Genomic DNA, 20,644 nt, shown 5'->3' with positions numbered 1-20,644 from the left:
TGGACCAGGAATACAAATGGCCCCGCACTGCCGTCCATGATCGGCACTTCCGCGGCCGTCAGGTCAACATAGGCGTTATCGATACCCAGTCCGGCGAATGCCGACATAAGATGCTCCACCGTGGAAACTCTCGCACCGTTACACTCAAGTGTAGTTGAAAGGCGGGTATCGGAGACGTTTTCCGGACAGGCCCGGATTTCCACCGGTTCGGGGAGGTCGATGCGTCGGAAAATGATTCCAGTGTCGGATGATGCCGGCCGCAGAGTCAGATAGACCTTTTCGCCTGTATGCAGCCCTACGCCCGTGGCGCGGATGACATTTTTCAGAGTTCGTTGCTTAATCATCTAGTTATTCTAACTGTCCCTATCAAATGTATTGCGGCTAAATGACTGCATCTCCGGCAGGGCAGGAAACACACTCGCAAGATATTACTGGGGCATGCAACCATGCATGCTGCTTAATGATTCTCAGAAGCCGGGGGTCCAGAAAAACTCAATCCCTATACGTATTTAAGGATAAAACCACACCTCTGTCCAGCCAATTTTCCGCCCCAATGGCGCTATCGGGGCATCACCCCCGATAAACGGCCCCGGATCGCGTATATTCCAAATCGTCCTTAGCCGCTGAACCCGTGGTGCAGGGCAACTCCCTTCCGTAGCGAAGCTTTTTCGAAGGGAGTCCGCGGACCGCCACCAGCGACGCTGTTCATTGAGTCGCCTGGCCGCCGTCGCCGAAAGCGCTACATCTCGGGCACTCGGCGCTAGTCGGCCTGTTTCCTCAAGAAAGCCGGGATGTCCAGATACTCGATGGCCGCCTCGGATGCCACAGCCATCGGCCGTTCTGTACGCCGGTTGCGGATGACGGTGGGTGTTTCGAGATCCTCGTAATCCGTGGTGCCGGTACCGGTTTTGACCACCTTGTACGGCTGCTTGCTGCGCAGCTTTTCCTGACCCAGGCCGGTGGCCACGATGGTGACACGCAGTTCTTCGCGCATCTCCGGCTCGATCACGGTACCAATCACCACGGTGGCATCATCCGCGGCAAATTCCTTGATCGTATTGCCAACCTCTTCGAATTCACCGATCGACATATCGAGACCGGCCGTGATATTGACCAGAATACCGCGCGCACCGGAGATATTAATATCTTCGAGCAGCGGGCTTGAGACCGCGGCCATCGCCGCCTCGCGCGCGCGTGACGGACCCGTTGCCGTGGCCGCGCCCATCATCGCCATGCCCATCTCCGACATCACGGTACGCACATCGGCGAAGTCCACATTGATTAATCCCGAACGTGTGATCAGTTCGGCGATGCCCTGTACCGCATTTTGCAAAACTTGATTCGCCTTGCCGAAGGCATCCAGCAGCGACGCATCCTTCCCGAGCACGGTCACCAGTTTTTCGTTCGGGATCGTAATAATGGAATCGACGTACTGGGCGAGTTCCATGATGCCCTGATCCGCCACACCCATGCGCTTGCGGCCTTCGAACGGAAACGGTTTGGTCACCACGGCCACCGTCAGGATACCCATATCCTTGGCTACTTGCGCCACCACCGGCGCGGCGCCGGTACCGGTGCCGCCACCCATGCCCGCGGTGATGAACACCATGTCGGCGCCGGAAAGCACCTCGGCAATGCGCTCGCGATCTTCGACGGCGGCCTGCCGGCCGATGTCGGGATTGGCGCCGCACCCCAGACCCTTGGTGAGATTGGTCCCAAGTTGAAGAATGGTCTTCGCCTGCGATTTCTTGAGCGCCTGCGAATCCGTGTTGGCGTTAATGAACTCCACACCATCGATGTCAGCGGCGACCATGTGATCGACGGCGTTGCCGCCGCCTCCGCCGACACCAATAACCTTGATGACGGCTTGCTGCCCATAGGTATCCATTAGTTCAAACATTGTGTTGCCTCCAGTGTAGGTTTCTAAAACCAGTTGATCGATCCATCTGCCTGTTCCCCCCAATCAAAAATTTCCCTGAAACCAGCTCTTCATCTTGCTCCAGGCTCCCTTGACTCCCACGGATGCGCCCGGATTCTGCACATACTGCTTGCCTTCACGGCAGCGCGCGCCGTATAGCACCAGCCCCACGCCGGTGGAGAAAATCGGGTTCTGCACCACACCCTTCAATCCCCCGACGTATTGCGGAACGCCCAGGCGCACCGGCATGTGAAACACCTCTTCCGCCAGATCGACCACGCCTTCCATTTTGGCGCTGCCGCCGGTGAGCACGAGCCCGCTGCCAACCACGTCCTCGAAACCGCTGCGACGCAATTCGGCCTGGATAAGACTGTAGAGTTCCTCGATGCGCGGCTCGATGACCTCGGCCAGCGTCTGGCGCGAAAGCTTGCGCGGCGGACGGTCACCGACGCTCGGCACTTCGATGGTTTCATCGCGATGCGCTAATTGCGTAAGAGCGCAACCGTACTTTTTCTTGATGTCCTCGGCGTATTGCGTCGGCGTGCGCAACGCCACGGCGATGTCGTTCGTCACCTGATCGCCGGCGATGGGAATCACGGCGGTGTGACGGATGGCGCCTTCGGTAAACACGGAGATGTCCGTCGTGCCGCCGCCAATATCCACCAGGCACACGCCCAACTCCTTTTCGTCGTCCGTCAGTGTGGAGATGCTTGAGGCCAGTTGCTCGAGAATGATGTCATCCACCTCCAGTCCGCAACGACGGACGCACTTGATGATGTTCTGCGCCGCGCTCACCGCACCGGTGACGATGTGCACCTTGGCCTCGAGGCGCACGCCGCTCATGCCGATCGGCTCGCGGATGCCCTCCTGCTTGTCTATGATGAATTCCTGCGGCAGGATGTGCAGCACCTTCTGGTCGGCGGGGATCGCGAGCGCGCGCGCCGCCTCGATCACGCGTTCCACGTCGCCCTGCCCCACTTCCTTGTCCTTGATCGCGACGATCCCGTGCGAGTTGAAACTCGAGATGTGCGAACCCGCGATGCCGGCGTACACCGAGTGGATCTGGCATCCGGCCATGAGTTCTGCCTCCTCTACGGCGCGCTGAATCGACTGCACCGTGGATTCGATGTTCACCACCACCCCCTTTTTCATGCCGCGCGAGGGGTGATGCCCCACGCCGATGATCTCGACTTCGCCCGTCGGCGTGAGTTCGCCGACGATCGCCAGCACTTTGGAAGTGCCGATGTCGAGACCCACGATCAGTTTGTCATCATCCCGTTTCGCCATAGTTACCCCTTGTTGGCCACTCCTGCGCGCCCGATACTGGTACGACCGGACGCGTCGTGATAACCGGCGGTCTGGCCGCCAGCCTGCTCCACTGAAAAACCGTTGGCATAGCGCAGGTCCACCTGCCGGATGTCAGACGCCAGCAACGCAAATGACTGCACATACACGCGCGCGAAGCGTTCGAGTTTGCGCTCGGGCTGCTCCCGGTCGAGCACGATCGCCATTGTGGCTCCCGGCATCCTGGACCCGAAGATCAACCCCTTACCCTCAGCGACATTTGTACGTCCCTGACCATCGCCGTTCATGACGACTAACCGCCAGGTGCGTCGTGGCGTCAGCGTGATCCGCTCCAACTTCAATCCGGCCGCGGCCAGAATGCGGCCGAGACTTTTGTAGTGTTCGAGCACCTGCGCGCCGGTTCCCTCCGGTCCCTCGAGCCGCGGGAACTCCGCAGGAAGGTCGTCGGCTTTCACGCGCACCACGTCGCCCGCCTGATTGAGATATGCGCCATCACCCCAATATGCCGCCAGCTGCTGTTCCGTGAACCGGACGTACACGTCCTGCGGCCACTGGCGACGCACCGAGGCCTTGTAAACCCAGGGCAACGATTCCACCCGCGCCTTCACCGCATCGAGATTGAGCAGGAAAAAATTTCCATGCACGACACTCATGACCGCCGCCTGCAGTTCCTGCTGCGTGACATGTTTGAACTCGCCCTCGAAACGCACGTTGCGCACCGGGAAGTTGTCGGTGCGCAGCAGCCTGTCGGTGCCAAAAGCGAGCGCGAGCAACAAGAACAGCAGTGCGAACAACAGCAGCGCGGCCTTGAACAGGCTTATGCTTTCGTCCGAATCTCGCCGTGTCGAATCAGCGCCTGACATCCGCGGTCTCCAGTATGCGCAACACCAGTTGATCAAAATCCATCCCCGCCTGTTTCGCCGCCTTGGGCACGAGACTGTGATCGGTCATTCCCGGCACCGTGTTCACCTCGAGTGCGTAGGCCTGACCGGCCTTGTCGAGCATGAAGTCCACCCGGCCCCAGCCGGAGCAACCGAGCGCGTCAAACGCCCGTTGCGCCAGGGCCTGGATCGCGCGCTCCCGATCCGCGGGCAGGCCGCAGGGACAGAGGTAACGCGTGGTGTCGAGGATGTATTTCGCCTCGTAGTCGTAGAACTCGCGGTCGGTTTCGATCTTGATCAGCGGCAGCGCCTGATTGCCAAGAATTCCGCAGGTCAGCTCGGCGCCGTCGATGAAGCGTTCGGCGATCACCTGATCGTCATACTTCGCCGCGGTTTCCCAAGCCATCTTCATTTCTGCCACGGTCTTGGCCTTGCTGATGCCCAGACTTGAACCTTCACGCACCGGCTTGACGAACACTGGCAACCCCAGTTTCGCGGTGACCTTGCCGAGATCGATGCCGGGCTCGAGCATGACGTATTCCGGTGTCGGGATGCCGGCCGCAGACCAGAGATATTTGCTGCGCAGCTTATCCATGCCCAGCGCCGACCCGAGCACGCCGCTGCCGGTATACGGGATGTCCAGCACTTCGAGTGCGCCTTGGATGACGCCATCCTCGCCCCAGCGCCCGTGCAGCACGATAAACACACGATCGAACCCGCCATCCTCCAGCAGCCGCAATGTGGACCTGTCCGCATCGATGCCGTGCGCATCCACGTCTTGGCGCTTCAGGGCCGCGAGCACCGCGTTGCCGCTCTTGAGCGAGACCTCACGCTCGGCGGAAGGTCCACCCATGAGTACCGCCACTTTGCCGAAGTTCCCGCGCTTCATGAGCTTGGCTCCACTCCGATCACCCGCACTTCGATCTCCAGCCTGATGCCCTGCCGCTTTTCCACTTCTGCCTGCACGCGCCGGATTAACCGCTCGATGTCGGCCGCCGTCGCGCCGCCGGTATTGACGATGAAATTGGCGTGCAGGTCTGACACGCAGGCCTTACCCTCGCAAGTGCCCTTGAGGCCGCAGGACTCGATCAGACGCGCGGCAAAATTCCCCGTCGGATTCTTGAACACGGAGCCGGCGTTCGGCAGCTGCGTCGGCTGGGTGGAGCCGCGTTTGGCGAGCAAGGTCTTGATCAGCGTCTTGCCCTGCGCCGTGTCACCGGTGCCGAGCTGGAAATGGGCGGCCACGAACCACTCGTTCTGCGGCCCGGTGACCTTGCGATAATCGATTTGATAATCCGTGGGCTGGCGTGTATGCCTTTCACCGTGACGATCGATCGTTTCCACTGCCGCAATGATCTTCCACGTCTCCCCGCCAAAGGCGCCGGCGTTCATGGCCAGCGCACCGCCCACAGTGCCGGGGATGCCGGCAAGAAATTCCGCTCCGACCATGCCGCGATCGGCGCAAAAACGCGCGACCTTGGCGCTGGCCACGCCGGCCTCGGCGCGCACCACGTGGTCGCGCAGAACTTCGAGCGCGTTAAGCGCGCCACTGGTCATGATCACCGTGCCGCGCACGCCACCGTCGCGCACCAGTAAATTGCTTCCCAGACCCACCCAATGCATCGCTTCCCGCGGCGGCAGAGATTTCATGAATGCCGCGAGGTCATCGAGGTCGGCCGGGATGTAGAAACGGTCCACGGGCCCGCCGACGCGCCAGCTGGTATGGCGCGCCATCGGCTCGTTCACGAGCAGTTGGCCGCGGAGACTGGTGTGCGATTTTGCCGGCATCATCCGCCGCTCCCCGTTCGCAGGGTCTGCGGAAGCGCGGCGGCAACACCGCCGATGCTGCCCGCGCCCATCGTGAGCAATACGTCGTCGCCGCGCAGCACGTCGGTCAGCGCCTGCGGCAGCATGTTCACGTCCTCCAGGAAAATCGGTTCGGTCTTGCCGCGCGCGCGGATGGCGCGACACAGTGCGCGCCCGTCCGCGCCGCTGATCGGCGCCTCGCCGGCGGCATAGACCTCGGTGACCAACAGTGTGTCGATGTCCGCGAGCACGGTGCTGAAATCGTCGAGCAGATCGTGCGTGCGCGTGTAACGGTGCGGCTGGAACACCACGACCAGCCGCCGCTCGGGCCAGCTCGCGCGTGCCGCCGCCACCGTCGCCGCGATTTCGCGCGGATGATGCGCGTAGTCGTCCACCAGGATCACATCGCCACCATCCAGCGCCATGTGACCGTTGATCTGGAAACGGCGCCCAATGCCGGCAAAACCGGCGAGCGCACGCGCGATGGCAGACTCTTCGACGCCCAGTTCGTGCGCGATGCCGATGGCGGCCAGCGCATTCAGAACGTTATGCCGCCCGGGCAGATTGAGTGTCAGCGTCAGCCAGTTCTTGCGGCCGCGCAGCTCGGCGGTGAAATGCATTTTGATTCCTTCCTGACGTACATCGACCGCGCGCAGATCCGCCTCGGCGGCCGTGCCGTAGGTCAGCACCGGCCGGTGCACCCGCGGGACGATCTCGCGCACCACCGAATCGTCGTGACACAGCACCGCCAGTCCGTAGAACGGCAACTGCTGGAGGAAATCCACGAACGCCTGCTTTAGGCGGTTGAAGTCGCCGCCGTAGGTGGCCATGTGATCAGCGTCGATGTTGGTCACGACCGCCATGAACGGCGCGAGGTGCAGAAACGAGGCGTCGCTCTCGTCGGCCTCGGCCACCAGATATTGTCCGCGACCGAGACGCGCGTGGGTGCCAGCGCTGTTAAGGCGTCCGCCGATCACGAAGGTTGGGTCGATTCCACCTTCGGCCAGGCAGCTCGCCACGAGGCTCGTGGTCGTGGTCTTGCCGTGCGTGCCGGCAATCGCGATGCCGCGTTGCAGGCGCATCAGCTCGCCCAGCATTTCAGCGCGCGGGATCACCGGGATCTTGGCCGCGCGCGCCGCGAGAACTTCAGGGTTGGTCTCGTCCACGGCCGAGGATACGACGACCACATCCACGCCTTTGATGAGCTTCGGATCGTGGCCGATGGTGACCTTCGCCCCGAGCGAGACGAGGCGCTTGGTGTTCGGCGATTCGCGCACGTCCGAGCCGGACACCGTGAATTGCAGGTTGTGCAGCACTTCGGCGATTCCGCACATGCCGGCGCCGCCGATGCCGACAAAGTGAACGTTTTTCACGCGGTCACGCATTAATGACGCCTCCGCAAAGTCGCGGAATAACCAACACTCCATATCGTCGGCGTCCGGCGCCATTCGCGGCCGGTCGCATCCCCACTACGTGGGGCCCCTGCTCCCTGCTCATGTCGCCACCTCTATACATATGTTGGCCACGGTTTCGGCAGCATCGGTCACAGCCAGATGGCGCGCGGCGCGCGCCATCTTCGTCAGCAGCTCGCGATTAGCGGCAAAGCCGGTGAGCAGCTCGGCGAGGCGCTCGCGTGTCAGTTCCGGTGATAACACGAGCACCGCCGCCTCACGCTCTGAGAGAAACCGCGCGTTGGCAGTTTGGTGATCGTCCACCGCGTAGAGATAGGGCACGAGGATCGCCGCCGATCCCGAAGCGGCGAGCTCGGCAATGGTCATGGCGCCGGCGCGGCACAGCACCACGTCCGCCCACGCATAGGCCTCGGCCATGTTGTCGATGAATTCCGTCACCCTGGCGGGCACATCGCCGTAGGTGCGCTGCACCGCCGCCGCGGCGTTACGTCCGCATTGATGCCAGATTTCCGGCTGTACCTTGGAGGGCAGCGACTTGATGGCCTCAGGCACGGTGTCGTTGAATATTTTTGCGCCTTGGCTGCCGCCCACGACAAGCAATCGCAGGCCTCCCTGGCGCGCGGCCAGTCTTTCTTCCGGCGGCGGCAGCGTGGCGATCTCGTCGCGCACCGGGTTGCCCACCGGGCGCGCGGCCAGATGTTTGCCGAAGGCATCGGGGAATCCGCACAGCACCTGATCGGCGATCAGCGCGAGCCACTTGTTGGTCATGCCGGGAATCGCGTTCTGCTCGTGAATCAGCAGCGGCGTGCGCGTGATCCACGCCATCAAACCGCCCGGCCCGGCGACGAATCCGCCCAGGGATAACACGACGTCCGGCTTGCGCCGGCGCAGGACCCGGAACGCCTGCGCCATGGCATATATAAGAGTGAACGGCAGCAGCAGCCAGCGCCGCCAACCCTTGCGCCGCACGCCCTGGATCGTCAGCCATTCCATGTCGATCGCCAGCCCCGAGGCGGGTACGGCGTGCGCTTCGAGGCCGCGGTGCGTGCCGAGCCACACCACTTGCACGCGTTTCTCCAGGAGCCGGCGTGCGACCGCAAGCCCCGGGAAGACATGTCCGCCGGTGCCGCCCGCCATGATCAGCACGCAACTCATGATTTCCCCCAGCCGCCGGCACGCGCCTCGCGGCCGATGAGCAGCAACAGGCCCATGGCGATGCAGCTCATGATCATGCTCGATCCGCCATAACTTACGAATGGAAGCGTCAGCCCCTTGGTCGGCAACAGACCCATGTTGACACCCATGTTGATCATCGCCTGGCTGCCGAGCAGCAGGCCCAGACCCTGCGCCAGGCGCGCGCCATAGATCTGGCCGGTGGCTTCCGCCTGACGCGCAATGACAAAGGCACGCGCAATGATGATGCCGAAAACCGCCATGACACCCAGCACGGCAATGAGCCCGAGCTCTTCGCCCATCACCGCGAACACGAAATCGGTATGTGCCGCCGGCAGGTAAAAGAGTTTCTGGACGCTGGCGCCCAGCCCCACGCCGAACCACTCGCCGCGGCCGAAAGCGATCAGCGCCTGCACCAGCTGGAAACCGGTGTTGTACGGATCGGCCCAGGGGTTAAGGAAACTCGTCGCGCGCGCCATGCGGTAAGGCGAGACGAGGGTGAGCAGCACCATGCTGCCGATGCCGGCACCGAGCACGCACATGAAGTGCCAGAAGCGCACGCCGCCGAGGAACAGCATGGAAAACACCGTGATGGTGATCACCACGAGCGAGCCCATGTCCGGCTCCAGCAGCAGTAGGATACCGATCGCCGCGACAACGAGGCTCACCATCACGATGCCCTGGGTGAAATTCTTCAGCGCCTCCTGCTTGCGCACCAGATAGCCGGCGACGTACACCACCATGAAGAGTTTCATGAACTCCGACGGCTGCAGATTGACAATACCGAGCCTGATCCAGCGCGAGCTGCCATTGATGTGCACGCTGATGCCCGGTATCAGCACCACGCAGAGCGAGGCAATACCAAGAAGCAGCAGAAACGGCCCGGCCTTTTCCCACCAGCGCACGCGCGTGCGCATGGTGAACGCCATGAACAGCAAGCCCAGTACCGCGTAGGCGGCATGGCGCATCAGAAAGTACATGCTGTTGTGCATCTCGCGGTCGGCGTAGGCGACCGAGGCCGAGTACACCATGATCACGCCGAGCGCGAGCAGCAAGAACGTGCACCCGAGCAGCCACGGATCCCACGCCGCGCGCGCCTTGCCGGCGGAACGCATCGTCCCGGCCGTCAGCACGGCGCTCATTTAGCTACCTCACGCACAGCGGCGCGGAACACTTCCGCGCGATGCTCGTAGTTGCGGAACATGTCGAAGCTCGCGCAGGCCGGCGACAGCAGCACCACGTCGCCCGGTTGCGCGAGACCGGCGGCGAAGCGCACGGCCTCGTGCATGTCTTTGGCGCGGCATGCGGTTACCGCGTTGCCGAGTGCAGCCTCGATCAGCGGCGCGTCGCGCCCGATCAACACCACGGCACGCGCATGCTGCGTACACGCCGGTTTCAATTCACTGAAATCCTGGCCCTTGCCGTCTCCGCCGGCGATGAGAATCACCGGCGCCGTCATGCCGTTCAGGGCCGCGACGGTGGCACCGACATTGGTGCCTTTCGAATCGTCATACCAGCGTACCCCGTGACGCTCGGCCACGAGCTCGGTGCGATGACGCAACCCCTTGAATTCACGTACCGCGGCGCAGGCGTCTTCGGGAACAACCCCGGCGGTTTCGGCCAACGCCATCGCGGCCAGAACGTTGGCCAGATTGTGCCGGCCGGCGAGCGGCACTTCGCGTGCGGCCATCAGCGGCTGCGTGCCGTGCACCAGCCAGGTCTCGCCCCGGATCTCATCAAGGCCATAATCCTGTGCATCCGCCGGACATCCCAGACTGAAACCGACCGTGCGCCGTCCTGACTGGCGCATACGCATCACCCGGGAATCGTCGGCATTGAGCACCATGGTCCCGTTGCCGCGGAAGACGCGCGCCTTGGCCTCGGCGTATTCGCCGATATCACGGTAGCGGTCCAAATGATCCGGCGTGATGTTGAGCACCGTCGCGGCGCGCGCGTTGAGACTATGAGTGGTCTCGAGTTGGAAGCTCGAGAGCTCCAGCACATACACGTCCGGCTCCTGATCGCCGAGCAGCGACAACGCCGGCACGCCGATGTTGCCGCCCACGGCGGTCTGGAGCCCCGCGCGCCGGCACATCTCGCCGGTGAGCGCCGTCACCGTGCTTTTGCCGTTGGCGCCGGTAATGGCAATAACCGGCGCCGTCGCCTCGCGCGCAAACAGCTCTATGTCGCCGATGGCTTGCGCCCCGGCGCCGACGGCGCGTGCAATGACCGGTTCCTTGACCGATACGCCGGGACTCACCACGAGCAGTCCCGGATCGCTGAAGATCGCGGCCGGCAGTCCGCCGGTATGCACCGCCACGCGCGGAAAATCGCGCTTGAGTTCATCGAGCTTCGGTGGTTCTGCGCGTGTATCCACCACGCTGACGTCATAGCCGCGCGCAACGAGGTGACGCACGCAGGCCATCCCCGTGAGCCCGAGGCCCACCACCAGCGCGCGTTTTATCTCCGTCTTTGTCATCGCTAATGCCGTCACGTTTTGCCTTTACCCTCTCCCCTTGCCCTCTCCCGCTACGGTGGGAGAGGGGGAGTTGGTGAAAACCCCCATTTCTATCGAATCTTCAGGGTCGCCAGCCCGATCAACACCAGGATCAGCGAGATGATCCAGAAGCGCACAATCACTCGCGGCTCGGGCCAGCCTTTCAGTTCGAAATGATGATGCAGCGGCGCCATGCGAAAGATGCGCTTGCCCGTGAGTTTGAACGACGCCACCTGCAGCATCACCGACACCGTCTCCATCACGAACACGCCGCCCATGATGAACAACACGATTTCCTGGCGCACCGACACGGCGATGGTGCCGAGCGCCGCGCCCAGCGCCAGCGCACCGATGTCGCCCATGAACACCATCGCGGGATAGGTGTTGAACCAGAGAAACCCGAGCCCGGCGCCAACGATGGCGCCGCAGAACACGAGCACCTCGCCCGCCCCGGCGATATAGGGAAAACCGAGATAGGCGGAAAATTTTACGTGGCCCATGACGTAAGCGAAGATGCCGAGCGCTCCCGCCACCATGACCGTCGGCATGATCGCCAGCCCATCGAGACCGTCCGTGAGATTCACGGCGTTGCTGGAACCCACGATCACGAAGTACGCGAACAGGATGTACATCGGACCCAAGTCGATCATGATGTTCTTGAACACCGGCACAATGAGCACAGTCTCGGCCGGGCTCTTGGCGGTGTAGTAAAGAAACAGCGCCGCGCCCAGGCCGGCAACCGTCTGCCAGAAGAACTTGGCCTTGGCGCCGATACCGCGCGGATCCTTGTTGATGATCTTCTTGTAATCGTCCACCCAGCCGATGGCGCCGAAGGCCGCGGTGGTGAACAGCACCGCCCACACGAAGCGGTTGGAAAGATCCGCCCACAGCAGCGTGGCGATGAATACGGCGATGAGAATCATCGCTCCACCCATGGTCGGCGTGCCGGCCTTGGACAGGTGACTCTGCGGTCCGTCCTTGCGCACCGTCTGGCCGAGCTGGCGAACTCCGAGACGGCGGATCACCGCCGGGCCGATCCAGAAGCTGATCGCGAGCGCCGTCAACACGCCGAGAATCCCGCGCAGCGTGAGATAGCGGAAAACGTTGAAGAACGAAAGTTCGTGCGCGAGCCGCTCGAAGAGATAGAACAACACTTAGCGGTCCTCCCCGGATTCCGTAGCGTCCGGCGTTTTCCTGGTGATGCCGGCGACGATCCGCTCCATGCGCATGACGCGCGAGCCCTTGACGAGCACCGTCATTTCCGCGTGCAGGCAATCCTGCAGCGCCTCGATCAACGCCGCGTGCGATTCGAAATGACGCGCGCCCTTGCCGAAGGCGCCCACGGCGATGCGGCTCAGTTCGCCGATGGCGAACAAACGTTGGACGCCGATGCGGTTGGCGAGTTCGCCGACGCGATAATGGATGTCGGCGGCAGCCGGCCCGAGTTCGCCCATGTCGCCCAGGACCAGGACACGCTCGCCGGAAAATTCCCGCAACACCTGGAGTCCCGCCGCGACCGAAGCGGGATTGGCGTTGTAAGTGTCATCGATGATGCGCGCGCCGCTGATGCCGCGTTTTACCTCGAGGCGACCGGAAACGGTTTTCAGTTTCTCGAGCCCGGTTTTCACGTGCTCGAGCGAAGCACCGGCGGCGATCGCCGCGCCGGTAGCCGCCAGCGTGTTCATGACGTTGTGTCGACCAAAAAGTGGCACGCGCATGTCGATGTCCCCATGAGTGGTGGTTTTGAGATGGATGTCGCTGCCCGTGTCGGTGTGCCGGTACTCCGCGCTCACGTCAGCCGGGTGATCGAGTCCGAAGGTCAGGCACCGGCGCGATCCGGCCAGCCCCTTCCACAACAAAAAATACGCATCGTCGGCGTTGAGCACCGCGGTGCCGTCGGCAGCAAGGCTGGTGAAAATCTCACCCTTGGCGCGCGCCACGTCCCCGACCGTGCCCACGCCAGCGAGATGCGCCTCGGCGGCGTTATTGATCAGCGCGATCGTCGGGCGGGTCAGGCGTGAAAGGTATTCGATCTCGCCGGCATGATTCATTCCCATCTCGATCACGGCATAACGGTGCTCCGCGCGCAGTCGCGCCAGCGTCAGCGGCACACCGATGTCATTATTGAGATTGCCGCGCGTGACACAACCGGGACCGGTCTCGCCGAGGATCGCGCCGATCATCTCCTTGACCGTGGTCTTGCCGTTGCTGCCGGTGACGGCGATCACGGGAATCTGCTTGAACTGACCGCGCCAGAACGCGCTGAGACTGCCGAGCGCCAACCGCGTATCCGGCACGCGCACATAGGGAAGCAGCGTGTCCATGTCGCGCGCGAGCAGCGCGCCCGCCGCGCCCGCATTGATGGCCTCGGCCAGGAAACTGTGTCCGTCGAAGCGCTCGCCCTTGATCGCGACGTACAGATCGCCGCGCGCGAGCGTGCGCGTGTCATGGCTCACCCCCGTGAACACCACGTCCTGTCCGCTGAGCGGGGCATCTAGAACGTCGGCCAGAATCGAAAGTGACATCACGCAGCCTCTCCTAAAAGTTCCTGCACCGCGTCGCGATCGCTGTACGGCAGGCGGGTATCGCCCACCTGCTGATAATCCTCGTGTCCCTTGCCAGCGATGAGCACGATGTCGCCTTCGCCCGCGTTTCGGATGGCCTCGGCGATCGCCGCTTTGCGCTCGCGGATGACCGGGGGCGCCGCGTTCATGCCGCCGAGAATATCGGCGATGATGGCGTCACCCGATTCGTGTCGCGGGTTGTCATCGGTCAGCACCACCCTGTCCGCGAGCCGCTCGGCGATCTCACCCATCACCGGACGCTTGCCGCGGTCGCGATCTCCGCCGCAGCCGAAGACGCACCAGAGTTTGCCGCGTGCGTGCTCGCGCAGGGCCAGCAGGACTTTTTCCAGCGCATCCGGCGTGTGCGCGTAATCGATCACCACCAGCGGCAGGCCGCGCGTGCCGCCGAAACGCTCCACGCGTCCCGCGGGCGCCTGCGCGCCGGAGAGTCGCGCCACGGCCTCGTCGAGCTTCATGTCCAGCGCCAGCAAAGTAGCGAGCACGGCGAGCAGGTTGCTGGCGTTGAAGCGGCCGATCAGCGGACTGCGCAGTTCGGTTTCACCCTCGGGCGTCGTGACACGCAACCACAACCCGTCCGGCAGCAGTCGCACCTCGCTCGCGCGCACGTTGCCACCCTCGAGACCGTAGCTCAGCGCCGTGATTCTCTGGCCGAGGCTCGCGAGAAGATTCCTGCCGAAGGCATCGTCGTGATTGATCACGGCGTATTTGAGCCCTTCCGTGGCGAACAGACCGGACTTGGCCTTGCCATAGGCCTGCATGTCGCCGTGGTAATCGAGATGATCGCGCGTCAGATTGGTGAACACGGCGACGCTGAAGGCCACGCCGTTCACGCGCCCTTGTTCGAGCGCGTGCGAGGAAACTTCCATCGCCACCTGCACGGCGCCCTGCTCGGCAAAATCCGCCAGCAGGCGCTGCACCGTCATGGCATCGGGCGTGGTGTGCATCGAGGCGTTGAGCGCACCGGGAAAGCCGTAACCCAGCGTGCCGATCACCGCGCATCGCCGGGGCGCCTGATCGAGCGCCTGCGCCAACAGTTGCGTACAAGTCGTCTTGCCGTTGGTGCCAGTAACGCCAATCACGACCAGTCGGCGCGAAGGCGAACCGTAAAATCGTTCCGCGATGATGCCGATCTGGTGACGCAACCCGGACACGCCGAACACCGGCACTGGCGCGGCGTGCAACGCAAAGCCATCGCCGGTCTCATACACGATCGCGGCCGCGCCCGAAGCCACGGCGTCACCGATGTAATCGCGTCCGTCCATCACCATGCCCGGCACGGCCAGAAACAGATCGCCCGGTTGCACGCGTCGACTGTCCGTTTGCAGGCCGCGCACCTCGCGGTTCGCCACGCCCGGCACGCGTGCGATCCCGTCGAGCAGTTCACGCAGTTGGCGGATTTTCCGGGTCATTCGGCCACCTGCTCGCTTTTTACGGTCATGAGGCGCGGCGACTGGCGTGGCGCGTCGGGCGGCACGTCGAGCAGCCGCAATGCGCCCGTCAACACGCGCCCGAACACCGGTGCGGCAATCTCACCGCCGTAATAACCACCGCGCGTCGGTTCATCCACCGCCACCACCATCACCAGGCGCGGCGAAGACGCCGGTGCGAAACCGGCAAACCAAGAGATATATTTTTCCTCGGAATAGCCGCTGGCGGTGAGTTTGCGCACCGTGCCAGTCTTGCCGGCCACGCGATAGTCGGCGACCTGCGCGGCCTTGCCCGTCCCCGCGTCGCTGACGGCCAGCTCCAGCATCGATTGCAGACGGCGTGCGGTCGTCACGGACATGACGCGTTCGCCTTGCGCCGGACTATCCGTATGCAACAGTGTCAACGGCAGCGCTTCGCCATCGTTGGCCAGCACCAGATAGGCGCGCGCCAGTTGCAGCGGCGTGACGGAAATTCCGTAGCCGAAGGAAATGCTCGCCTGCTCGACCGGCACCCAGCGCGACGACGGGTTGAGCAGCCCCGGCACTTCGCCCGGCAGCCGCGCGCCGGTCGTCTGACCGAAGCCCACGTGGCGCAACATCTCCCACAGGCTTGTCTTGTTGAGCGCCAGCGCGATCTTGGAGGCGCCGACGTTACTCGATTTTTCGATGACGCCCGCCACCGTGAGCACACCGTAGTTGTGCACATCACGGATTGTGCGGTCCCCAATCTGCAGCGAGCCGGGCGTGGTGTCGATCACAGTACCGGCAAAAAATTTCCCGCTCTCCAGCGCGCAGGCGACAGTGAACGGTTTAAGGGTGGAACCGGGCTCGAAGAGATCGGTGACGGCGCGATTGCGGAACGTGCCGCTACGCAACCCGGCGCGGTTGTTGGGGTTGAAATCCGGCTCGTTGACCAGCGCCAGCACTTCTCCTGTACGCGCATCCAGCACAATGGCGCTGCCGGCAAGCGCATGATGTTCTATGACCGCCGCCTTCAATTCGCGATAGGCCAAATACTGGATGCGACGGTCTATGGAAAGCACCAGGTCTTTGCCCGGTTTGGGCAGCACCACGCTCTCGGCCACTTCCACGGCGTTGCCCTGCAGATCGCGCAATAGCCGCTTGGCTCCCGGCACCGCGCGTAGCCAGGAATCGAAGGCAAGCTCCATGCCCTCCTGGCCTTGATCGTCCACGTTGGTGAATCCGATCACGTGACCGGCGACGGGACCAAGCGGGTAGTAGCGCCGGTATTCACGCTGAAGCGCGACGCCCGGCACCTTGAGCGCCATCACGCGTTCGGCGAGCGCCGGCGGCACATGCCGTTTGAGATACATGAACTCGCGGCCGTCGTGCTTACTCAGGAGTTGGGCCAGTTCGTGCGTACTCATGCCGAGCAGTGCCGTCAGGCGCGGCCACTTCCGGCGCTCTTCCGCCAGGGTCGGCGGATGAGCCCACACCGAATCCACCGGGGTGCTGACCGCGAGCGGCGAACCATTGCGGTCGAGAATCATGCCACGATGCGAATTGTCCTTGACGAGACGCGAATGCCGGGCATTACCCTGGCTTTGCAGGAAGTCGGTGTTGAGGGCCTGCAGGTACACCGCGCGTGCCGCCAGCAACGCCATGCCCGCGAGAAAGAAAAGCAGCACGATGGCGTTGCGCACCGGATGACGGGTTTTGGCGCCGCGGCTCATGGCGTGGAATCCCGGGTGACCCGCACGACACGGATATGCGCGGCATCGGGCGTGTTCATGTTGAGACGGCTCCGCGCCATGGCCTCGACACGCCGGTGTTGCGACCAGGCACCCTCCTCGAGCAACAGCTTGCCCCACTCGACATTAAGCGCATCGCGCTCCGCCTGTCGCGTCTGCAATTCCGAAAACCGTTGACGACTTTCATGACGCGTCTGCACCACGGCAATCGAGGTGACCATTACCACCGCGAGCAACACGAGCAGTCGCTTAGGCATCGGCTGCCACCCCCGTACGTTCGGCAACACGCAATACGGCGCTGCGGGCGCGTGGGTTGCGCCTGGCTTCCGCGTCACCGGCCCGAATCACCTTGCCGACGGTTTTTAACTTCGGATGGAACTGATCGTGCCGCACCGGAAAATCGGGCGGCAGGTCATCGCCTTTCGCTTCAGCGCGCAGAAAATGTTTCACTATCCGGTCCTCGAGCGAATGGAAGCTGATCGCGACCAGCCGTCCACCAGTGGCGAGCAGGCGTATCGTCTGTGGAAGCACCTCCTGAAGTTCCTCAAGTTCGCGATTAATGTGAATACGAATGGCCTGAAACGTGCGCGTGGCCGGGTCCTTGTTTTTTTCACGTGACGGTACCGCGCGCGCGACAATTTCCACGAGACGGCGCGTCGTCGTAATTGGTTCGATTTCGCGCTCAATCACAATGCTGCGCGCAATGCGTTTGGCGAAACGCTCTTCGCCATACTCACGGATGACCCGCGCGATTTCATTTTCTTCCGCGCGCCGGATCCAATCGGCGGCGGACTCGCCCGCCTGCGGGTTCATGCGCATATCGAGGGATCCGTCGGCGCGAAAACTGAATCCGCGGCGTGCGTCGTCAAGTTGCGGCGATGACACGCCGAGGTCGAAAAGAATCCCATTGATTTTTCCAGCCAAGCCCAAGATGTCTATCGTGCGGTCCAACAGTGAAAAAGGCCCTTGGGTGATTTTGACGCGCGCGTCGGCTCCGAACTTGCGGCGCGCATCCTCGCAGGCCTGCGGATCGCGGTCGAACACCAGCAGCTGTCCGTGCGTCCCCAGTCGTTTCAAAATTTCCTGCGCGTGCCCACCTCGCCCGTACGTGGCATCCACATACACACCGTCTTGTTTCACCTGCAGTGCCTGCAACGCCTCCTCCAACAGTACCGGAACGTGGTGATGTTCATTCACGCGTTCTCTCTAGAGCGAGAACGATTCGAGATCCGGCGGCAGCTTGCCGTCGCCCTCGCCTTCGTCCTCGAGCCATTCGGCGCGACGCGCGTTCCACGCGCCGTCGTCCCAGATTTCTAATTTGTTTCCCTGCCCGATCAGCATGACGTCCTTGTTCAATCCGGCGAACTCGCGCAACGGCGGCGCCAGCAGGATGCGGCCGTTACCATCGAGTTCGCATTCAGTGGCGTGACCGACCAGCAGGCGCTGCAGCTTGCGTGTCTGCTTGTTGAAGCTCGAGAGCTTCATGATCTTGCGCTCGATTTCCTCCCACTCCGGCTGCGGGTACAGCAGCAGGCAATGATCGCGGTCGACGGTCAGCACCATCTGCCCGTTGCATACACGCGCCAGCTGTTCGCGATAGCGCGTCGGAATCGCCATGCGTCCTTTGCTGTCCAGCGTCACCGCATTGACACCACGAAACATTTTTCCCCGCTTTTTCCCGCTCTATTCCACAAAAAACCACAATTAACCACTTAATGACACTATAGATAGGCGTGCCGCGGGGTGTCAAGCGAAAACGGCGATTCCTGCAAGATTTCTTCTTTGCAGGTCAGCAGCTTAGGGATGGAAGATGAATCAAACCGGGGTGAATCAATCGCAAGGTGCTTTTGTAGCCCAAAGCGATACCATTTGTCGGAGAAATCGCAACCAAAAACTACAAAAGAAACATGAAATTATAGAATTATATTAAAGTAAAAAAAGGAGTTGGCCGTTAAGCCGGGTTCTGTCGTGGACAGCCATTCATCTGGGACGCCTGTCACCAAGCGCCTCGTGCGGCCTACCCGGGAACAGTGCGGGCAGCACTATCGTTCCCCTATTTGGCCTTACTCCGGGTGGGGCTTGCCCTGCCACGGGATGTTGCCACCCGCGCGGTGCGCTCTTACCGCACCATTTCACCCTTACCGGTCTCCCTGAAATGAATCAGGTCAACTTAGGCGGTGTATTTTCTGTGGCGCTTTCCATCGGCTCACGCCGCCCAGGCGTTACCTGGCACCCTGCCCTGCGGAGCCCGGACTTTCCTCCACTCGGCCGCGCGAACGCGGTCGGGCAGCGGCTGTCTGGCCAACTCCAGGCGCTATTATACCAGTCGCCGATGATTAGTTCTGAAAACCTTTGCTCAGGCAAACAGGAATGAGACGGCGTGCTACTTGTGCGCCTGCTTCACGGCGCTTTTGCCGGGCCAATATTGAAACCGACGGAAATCCGCGGACGCCCGGATTCATTGCGTGTGACTTCATGCAGGATTTCAGGCGCAAAGAAAATAAACATGCCGGCGTGAGGCCGGACCTCCTCGCGCTGTACACCGTCAATCAGCACAAGCTTTCCCGAATGGGATGGAACGTCGATGTAATAGACACCGGAGAGAATCTCGTCATCCGCATCATGCGTGTGCGCAAACGTGATGTCGCCGGGACGCATGATATTGAGCCACCAACCCACGCGCAGATCTTTTTTCGGGCGATTCAAGATATGTGCTGCCTGGGCTGTCGCCAAATCCAGAATCACGCGAATTTCCGGTATCGATTCGAATGCCACGTAGAGGTTTTCATAGCGCTCACCCAGATAGTGATGTCGGCGGACAATATTGCTCTGCGGCAGCAACTCAATGCGTGCGCGCAGAGTCGCATTCAATGTGTCGCAATCCTGGCACTCACCGAGTTTATACAGCACCGGATGTAAATTATTTTCGGGATTTTTCGTTAGGGGCGAAAAGATTACTGAGTTTGTCCCGCGGCGCATCCGTCTTGCCGTCAGAAGCATGAGCGCCGCCAAACAGGTTATCGAGCTTGGCCTTGGCGACCTGCGTTTTACCTTCGCCGGGCGGGCGGTGTGCGTTCGGCCGCGGCTTGAACCAGTCGCAGAAATTCGCATGTTCCTTGTCGCGCACCTCTTCAGCCCGTTCCTCCTGGCATTGGCCGGTCAGGCGCGGATCGAAGAACTGACACATACGGCAGGCGTGCAGATAGGCGCGGCACTTCGGGCATTCCGCCAGGCGGCTTAACGGCAAAGGTAATTCCGCCGCCGAAGCGCCGCACTTCCAGCAAACCAGTGCGATCGCCACCGTTATTACTTGAATATCTGTTTCAGGAACGATTGCAACTCAAGCCACGATTCTTTATCGGCGGTGGCATTATAGTTCAATGGCAGATTGAACTTAGTGCCATTGGCATCCGCGTCCGGATTGGTGAAGCTGTGCTTGGCGCCCGGATAGCTCACGAACTTGTAATTCACCTTGGCACCCTCCATTTCCTTTTTGAAGGCCGCGATCTGCTCTGGCGGCACGAAGGGATCTTCCGCGCCGGTCATGACCAGCACCCTGGCCTTGGTCCTGCCGGACTGCGCCGGATGCTCGGTCGCCAGACCGCCGTGAAAACTGGCCACCCCGCGCAGATCCTCGCCCGCGCGCGCCATTTCGAGCACCACGCTGCCGCCGAAACAGTAACCGATCGCCGCCAGCCGCTGGCCATCCACCTGCGGCTGTTTCCGAAGCAGTTGCATGCCCGCCTCAAAGCGCGATTTCATGAGCGGCAGGTTCTTGCGCACTTCACCCGAGAATTTCCCGGCGCTGTCCGGATGATCTGCCTGCTTGCCACCGCCATACATATCCAGGGCGAGCGCCACATAACCGGCCTCGGCAAGCTTGCGGGCGCTATTACGCGCATGCTGGTCATGGCCCCACCATTCATGC

At 62.3% G+C, this 20,644-nt stretch carries 20 protein-coding genes and 1 other RNA gene; all 21 read right to left on the bottom strand.

Translation table 11 applies throughout. From position 1 onward, the window contains the following. On the bottom strand, window positions 1-344 hold a 344-nt coding region (locus ACC569_RS09165; RefSeq protein WP_372523210.1), incomplete at its 3' end, for a UDP-3-O-acyl-N-acetylglucosamine deacetylase. 416 nt (window positions 345-760) lie between these two features. Next, window positions 761-1,900, bottom strand: a complete 1,140-nt coding sequence (ftsZ, locus tag ACC569_RS09160; protein WP_372523209.1) for a cell division protein FtsZ — start codon at window positions 1,898-1,900, stop codon at window positions 761-763. A gap of 63 nt (window positions 1,901-1,963) precedes the next feature. Then, window positions 1,964-3,205 carry a cell division protein FtsA gene (gene ftsA / locus ACC569_RS09155; protein ID WP_372523208.1) on the bottom strand — a complete coding sequence of 414 codons (1,242 nt, stop codon included), beginning with the start codon at window positions 3,203-3,205 and terminating at the stop codon, window positions 1,964-1,966. A 2-nt stretch (window positions 3,206-3,207) separates the two neighbouring features. Continuing rightward, complete coding sequence (locus ACC569_RS09150; RefSeq protein ID WP_372523207.1) at window positions 3,208-4,086, bottom strand: cell division protein FtsQ/DivIB; 879 nt, start codon at window positions 4,084-4,086, stop codon at window positions 3,208-3,210. Then, a complete protein-coding gene (locus ACC569_RS09145) occupies window positions 4,073-4,993 on the bottom strand; it encodes a D-alanine--D-alanine ligase (RefSeq protein WP_372523206.1) in 921 nt (306 codons plus the stop codon). The genes ACC569_RS09150 and ACC569_RS09145 overlap by 14 nt, the downstream gene beginning before the upstream one ends. Further along, complete coding sequence (murB, locus tag ACC569_RS09140) at window positions 4,990-5,892, bottom strand: UDP-N-acetylmuramate dehydrogenase (protein WP_372523211.1); 903 nt, start codon at window positions 5,890-5,892, stop codon at window positions 4,990-4,992. Before murB ends, ACC569_RS09145 begins: the two co-directional genes overlap by 4 nt. Beyond that, window positions 5,892-7,295: a UDP-N-acetylmuramate--L-alanine ligase gene (gene murC / locus ACC569_RS09135; protein ID WP_372523205.1), complete on the bottom strand. Its 1,404-nt coding sequence runs from the start codon at window positions 7,293-7,295 to the stop codon at window positions 5,892-5,894. The genes murB and murC overlap by 1 nt, the downstream gene beginning before the upstream one ends. Window positions 7,296-7,403: 108 nt before the next feature. After that, window positions 7,404-8,477, bottom strand: coding sequence for an undecaprenyldiphospho-muramoylpentapeptide beta-N-acetylglucosaminyltransferase (murG, locus tag ACC569_RS09130; RefSeq protein ID WP_372523204.1), 1,074 nt, complete (start codon window positions 8,475-8,477; stop codon window positions 7,404-7,406). Next, window positions 8,474-9,637 (bottom strand): putative lipid II flippase FtsW, encoded by a 1,164-nt coding sequence (ftsW, locus tag ACC569_RS09125; protein WP_372523203.1) that lies wholly within the window; start codon window positions 9,635-9,637, stop codon window positions 8,474-8,476. Before ftsW ends, murG begins: the two co-directional genes overlap by 4 nt. Then, entirely contained in the window at window positions 9,634-10,974 is a 1,341-nt protein-coding gene (gene murD / locus ACC569_RS09120) for a UDP-N-acetylmuramoyl-L-alanine--D-glutamate ligase (protein ID WP_372523202.1), read from the bottom strand. Before murD ends, ftsW begins: the two co-directional genes overlap by 4 nt. 89 nt (window positions 10,975-11,063) lie before the next feature. Further along, window positions 11,064-12,146 carry a phospho-N-acetylmuramoyl-pentapeptide-transferase gene (gene mraY / locus ACC569_RS09115; RefSeq protein WP_372523201.1) on the bottom strand — a complete coding sequence of 361 codons (1,083 nt, stop codon included), beginning with the start codon at window positions 12,144-12,146 and terminating at the stop codon, window positions 11,064-11,066. Continuing rightward, window positions 12,147-13,517 carry a UDP-N-acetylmuramoyl-tripeptide--D-alanyl-D-alanine ligase gene (gene murF / locus ACC569_RS09110; protein WP_372523200.1) on the bottom strand — a complete coding sequence of 457 codons (1,371 nt, stop codon included), beginning with the start codon at window positions 13,515-13,517 and terminating at the stop codon, window positions 12,147-12,149. It abuts the gene before it with no gap. Further along, complete coding sequence (locus ACC569_RS09105) at window positions 13,517-14,986, bottom strand: UDP-N-acetylmuramoyl-L-alanyl-D-glutamate--2,6-diaminopimelate ligase (protein ID WP_372523199.1); 1,470 nt, start codon at window positions 14,984-14,986, stop codon at window positions 13,517-13,519. The genes murF and ACC569_RS09105 overlap by 1 nt, the downstream gene beginning before the upstream one ends. Next, complete coding sequence (locus ACC569_RS09100; protein WP_372523198.1) at window positions 14,983-16,698, bottom strand: peptidoglycan D,D-transpeptidase FtsI family protein; 1,716 nt, start codon at window positions 16,696-16,698, stop codon at window positions 14,983-14,985. The genes ACC569_RS09105 and ACC569_RS09100 overlap by 4 nt, the downstream gene beginning before the upstream one ends. Further along, window positions 16,695-16,973: a cell division protein FtsL gene (gene ftsL, locus ACC569_RS09095; protein ID WP_372523197.1), complete on the bottom strand. Its 279-nt coding sequence runs from the start codon at window positions 16,971-16,973 to the stop codon at window positions 16,695-16,697. The genes ACC569_RS09100 and ftsL overlap by 4 nt, the downstream gene beginning before the upstream one ends. Continuing rightward, window positions 16,966-17,913, bottom strand: coding sequence for a 16S rRNA (cytosine(1402)-N(4))-methyltransferase RsmH (rsmH, locus tag ACC569_RS09090; RefSeq protein ID WP_372523196.1), 948 nt, complete (start codon window positions 17,911-17,913; stop codon window positions 16,966-16,968). The genes ftsL and rsmH overlap by 8 nt, the downstream gene beginning before the upstream one ends. A gap of 9 nt (window positions 17,914-17,922) precedes the next feature. Further along, window positions 17,923-18,378 carry a division/cell wall cluster transcriptional repressor MraZ gene (mraZ, locus tag ACC569_RS09085; RefSeq protein ID WP_372523195.1) on the bottom strand — a complete coding sequence of 152 codons (456 nt, stop codon included), beginning with the start codon at window positions 18,376-18,378 and terminating at the stop codon, window positions 17,923-17,925. Window positions 18,379-18,652: 274 nt separating this feature from the next. Continuing rightward, an RNA gene (gene rnpB / locus ACC569_RS09080) (RNase P RNA component class A) lies at window positions 18,653-19,025 on the bottom strand. A gap of 91 nt (window positions 19,026-19,116) precedes the next feature. Next, window positions 19,117-19,728 (bottom strand): putative 2OG-Fe(II) oxygenase, encoded by a 612-nt coding sequence (locus ACC569_RS09075; protein ID WP_372523194.1) that lies wholly within the window; start codon window positions 19,726-19,728, stop codon window positions 19,117-19,119. Continuing rightward, a complete protein-coding gene (locus tag ACC569_RS09070; RefSeq protein ID WP_372523193.1) occupies window positions 19,637-20,017 on the bottom strand; it encodes a hypothetical protein in 381 nt (126 codons plus the stop codon). The genes ACC569_RS09075 and ACC569_RS09070 overlap by 92 nt, the downstream gene beginning before the upstream one ends. 5 nt (window positions 20,018-20,022) lie before the next feature. Continuing rightward, the coding region (locus ACC569_RS09065; RefSeq protein WP_372523192.1) for a dienelactone hydrolase family protein at window positions 20,023-20,644 on the bottom strand (622 nt) is incomplete at its 5' end.

Origin of the sequence: Sulfuricaulis sp. (assembly GCF_041499725.1) — a bacterium.
In the GTDB taxonomy this organism is placed as follows: Bacteria; Pseudomonadota; Gammaproteobacteria; order Acidiferrobacterales; family Sulfurifustaceae; genus Sulfuricaulis.
This window is presented reverse-complemented; position numbering and strand designations above follow the sequence as displayed.